This is a genomic window from Ectobacillus sp. (genome assembly GCF_056992975.1).
Map to the genome: position 1 here is coordinate 1 of NZ_JBXKMX010000142.1, position 4,554 is coordinate 4,554.

At 37.5% G+C, this 4,554-nt stretch carries 4 protein-coding genes; 3 read left to right on the forward strand and 1 reads right to left on the reverse strand.

Annotated features, from left to right (window positions below):
• On the reverse strand, nt 1-623 hold a 623-nt coding region (locus AC11ZT_RS06880; RefSeq protein ID WP_484058888.1), incomplete at its 3' end, for a sulfite exporter TauE/SafE family protein.
• Between the two features lie 228 nt (nt 624-851).
• Here AC11ZT_RS06880 and hisC point away from each other — a divergent pair.
• The 3 genes from hisC to AC11ZT_RS06895 all read left to right on the forward strand — a co-directional run.
• Nucleotides 852-1,913, forward strand: coding sequence for a histidinol-phosphate transaminase (gene hisC, locus AC11ZT_RS06885; protein ID WP_484058889.1), 1,062 nt, complete (start codon nt 852-854; stop codon nt 1,911-1,913).
• A 231-nt stretch (nt 1,914-2,144) separates the two neighbouring features.
• Nucleotides 2,145-3,764 (forward strand): long-chain fatty acid--CoA ligase, encoded by a 1,620-nt coding sequence (locus AC11ZT_RS06890; RefSeq protein WP_484058890.1) that lies wholly within the window; start codon nt 2,145-2,147, stop codon nt 3,762-3,764.
• A gap of 108 nt (nt 3,765-3,872) precedes the next feature.
• Nucleotides 3,873-4,554, forward strand: a 682-nt coding sequence (locus AC11ZT_RS06895; RefSeq protein ID WP_484058891.1) for a formyltetrahydrofolate deformylase, incomplete at its 3' end; no start/stop codon positions are given.

Below are 4,554 nucleotides of genomic sequence, written 5' to 3' on the forward strand. Positions count from 1 at the left end.
AGCTGTAGATTTAAATACCCTAAATGATAATAGCCCGTTCCACCTGCTATCGCAATGAGAATAATGACAAGCATAGTCGTTCCTGCTGACTTTCGTACCGACATACCTAAAATAGCCATTAAGCCAATTTGGATAAATGGAGTTGATCCAATGCCGAATAAACCAGACAAGGCGCCCGTTACTAATCCGATGCCACAAGCGGATACAAAGAACCGAATTCCGGTTACATGAGCGGTACTTTCATCATCAATTGATTGTCTGCGAGACACGATGAACATGCGAAGCCAAAGGACAATCCCCGATAAATATAACATTCCTGCTGTCATAAACTTTAATTCACTCGCAGGTATATAAACAGAGAATTTTGAGCTAAACCATGCACCAATGGCTCCAAATATACCGATGATAATCCCTTGCTTTAAGGAAACATTCCCTTCACGGTAGTGGCTCACTGCTCCTGATAGAGATGAAAATATCATCGCAACAAGTGCGGTTCCTAATGCGATATGAATAGGAATGCCAAACAGCACTAATATCGAGATAATAAATCCCGAACCCCCTGCGCCGACAAATCCTAAAAGAAGTCCTACTAAAAACATGGTAGCGATTATTTCTACAACCATCTATCATTCCTCTTTCCAACAAATACATTTGATATTCTTAATTAAAGCATTCAATCCTGCTTATGTGCAAATTCATAAGTAGATTTCCGCATCTTTGTAGACGTAAATAGTATAATAAAAAAATACGAATCATGTATAAAAGTAGGTCCAGGTATTTTGCCATTGATGGTAAACTATTTTTATCGATAGAATGGATACTAACAATTACCTCGAAAGGAGATTTAACAATTGAGTAAATATTGGAATCAATTAGTGAAAGAGTTACAGCCTTATGTTCCAGGAGAACAACCACAAAATAAAAAATATGTTAAGTTGAATACAAACGAGAATCCTTATCCGCCATCCCCTAAGGTGATCGAGGCGATTCAGCAAGCGGCAAACGGGGATTTACGTTTGTATCCTGATCCGAACTGCAATGAATTAAGAGAAAAACTGGCGGAATATTATCAAGTACAGAAAGAGCAAATTTTTGTTGGAAATGGATCAGACGAAATATTAGCTTTTTCGTTTCAAACTTTTTTTGAACCAGAGCGTCCTATTTTGTTTCCAGATATTTCGTACAGCTTTTATAAAGTATATGCCAACTTGTTTCGCTTACAATATACACTTGTCCCACTAGATGAGGAGTTCAATATGCCAATTGAGCCTTTTAAATCTAAAAATGGCGGCATCATTTTTCCAAATCCGAATGCACCGACAGGAAAGGGATTGTCAGCACAATTTATTCGAGAGATTCTTGATGCGAACCCGGAACAGGTAGTTATTGTGGATGAGGCCTATGTTGATTTTGGAGCAGAGTCCATGATTAAATATGTTAATGAATATCCGAATTTGCTTGTCATTCAAACGTTCTCAAAATCACGTTCTTTAGCAGGTCTCCGTATAGGGTATGCCATTGGTCACCCTGACTTGATAGAAGGGTTGCAACGCGTAAAAAATAGCTTTAATTCATACACGCTGGATCGACTTGCGATTTCTGGAGCGGTAGCAGCCCTTTCTGATCGTTCTTATTATGATGAAATAACAAACGCTATTATTCAAACGCGAAATGATGTTGTAGACAAACTAATATCACTCGGATTTTCTGTTACTGAATCACATTCAAACTTTGTTTTTATTAGCCATCCAGAAGTGCATGCCAGTGTATTGTATGCAAAACTAAAAGATGCCGGAGTTTTGGTTCGCTATTTTAATCAACCAAGGATTGATAATTTTCTACGTGTAACAATTGGATTAGAAAATGAAATGGAAGTATTCTTACAGGCATTGAAAACGATTTTAGAGAAATAAACGAATTCAAATAAACAAGCCGATTCTTTACTCAAGTAAAGAATCGGCTTGTTTGCTTTTGCTCAAAACTATAGATATATCTTTTTGAAAAATGTGTACGAATATAAAGTGACACTATTTTCCTATATTTGTCGATTATTGTAAATATTCTCCTAATTATATTTGGATTATTTTGTAAAATACTATGCTATAATACTAGACATTACATGATTAATAGGAGGTATGATAGAGATGATGATGGATACGCAGTTATTGTTGCCGCTAATGATGGAGAGAGCTGAGAAGTTTTTTCCGAAGAAAGAGGTTGTATCACGTACGCATTCGACGGTTCAAACATTTACCTACCTTGAAATTGCTAAGCGTACGCGGAGGCTTGCAAGCGTTTTAACAAAATTAGGGGTACAAAAAGGAGATAAAATTGGTACATTAGCATGGAATCATCATCGCCATTTAGAAGCTTACTTTGCTATTCCAAGCATTGGTGCCGTTTTACATACGGTTAATCTTCGACTATCACCACAGCACATTTCTTACATCATTAACCACGCAGAAGATCGATTTATGTTTGTTGATGAGGATATGGTTCCCGTACTGGAGCAAATCCAACACGAACTCACACATGTACAAGCCTTCATCATTATGACAGACCAACCAGACATTCCTCAGACTAGCTTATTTCCTGTATACCACTATGAGCAGCTTCTAGAAGAGGGCGACGAAGCCTTTCCATTTGTAAAAGATTTGAATGAATCAGATCCAGCTGGTATGTGCTATACATCCGCAACAACTGGACTTCCGAAAGGTGTAATCTATACGCATCGTAGCATTACGTTACATAGTTATGCTCTTGGTCTTGCAGATGGAGGGAACTTATCCGAAGCAGATGTCTGCATGCCGGTTGTTCCAATGTTCCATGTAAATGCATGGGGGTTGCCGTTTGCTTGTACGTGGTTTGGAACGAAGCTTGTTCTACCAGGGCCACATTTTAATGCTGTAGTGCTAGCAGACTTGATAGAACAAGAGAAAGTAACAGTAACAGCAGGTGTTCCAACGATATGGAGCGATGTTTTACAAGAAATAGAACGAAATCCACGAGATATTAGTAATCTTAAGAGTATATGGTCAGGTGGTTCGGCAGCTCCAAAGAATATGATTCAGACGTATGAAGAAAAATATAAGATTGATTTCCGACAAATTTATGGAATGACAGAATCAAGTCCAGCTGTTGTCTTTAATCGATTCAAGTCATATCAAAATAATTTAAATGAAGAAGAATATTATGAACTCCGTTCTCGTCAAGGCTACGTTATCCCAGGTGTAGAAATGAAAGTGATTAGTTCAGAAGGCGAAGTGGAATGGAACGGAGTAGATATGGGAGAACTTTGCGTACGTGGTCCATGGATTGCGGGTAGCTATTATAAGGATGAAAGAACAGAAGATTCAATGAAAGATGGTTGGTATCATACAGGCGATGTTGTAACGGTCGATGAAGAAGGGTTCATCAAAATTGCTGACCGTACGAAGGACTTAATTAAAAGCGGAGGAGAATGGATTTCTTCTATTGACTTAGAAAATTCATTAATGACGCATGAGGCTGTGCTAGAAGCATCTGTTATTGCTGTTCCGCATGTAAAATGGCAAGAACGTCCCATTGCTTGCGTTGTTCTCAAACAGTCCCATAAAGAGTCTGTATCAAAAGATGAATTGTATGAATTTCTTACACCGCAATTTGCAAAATGGTGGTTACCGGATGATATTATTTTTATGGATGAAATTCCGAAAACATCCGTTGGAAAGTTTTTAAAACGAGCACTTCGCGATCAATTGAAAAGTTATTTGATTAAAGCATAAATAAATAGAATAGGTTAATAGGTTAAATTATATCCCTCTCAAAGAGATACACATGTCTATTGAGAGGGATTTTTCAGTATAATGAAAGGTAAAAAGGAGCTTTCGAAAATGAAACCAGCTATAGAGGCATCCCTGCAGGATTTTAAGAAACAAAATAAAAATAGAGGTAGACTGCTCGTTCACTGCCCCGATCAACCAGGTATTGTCGCTAGTATTTCAAAATTTTTGTATGAATACGATGCAAATATTATTGAATCTAGCCAGTATTCGACAAATCCAGAAGGTGGTATGTTTTTTCTCCGCATTGAATTTGAATGTCCAAATCTACAAGAAAAATCGATTAAGATTGAACAAGAATTTCTACCCATTGCCACGCAGTTTCAAATGAAATGGAAGTTTACATATGTTCATACACTAAAAAAAATGGCTATTTTTGTATCAAAAGAGCTTCATTGCTTACGTGAACTTCTATGGGATTGGCAGAACGGTGATTTGATGACAGACATAGCTGTTGTGATTAGCAATCATGAGGATGCGCGTGAAGTTGTGGAACTCTTACATATCCCGTTTTATCATATCCCTGCTTCCAAGGAAAATAGAGCGGAAGTTGAACTAAAGCAACAGCAGCTTCTTAAAGAATATGAAATCGATACAGTCGTTCTGGCTAGATATATGCAAATTTTGACACCTGCTTTTGTAGCAACACATCCAAATCAAATTATTAATATCCATCATTCATTTTTACCAGCATTTGTTGGGGCTAAGCCATATGAACGTGCATTTACACGCG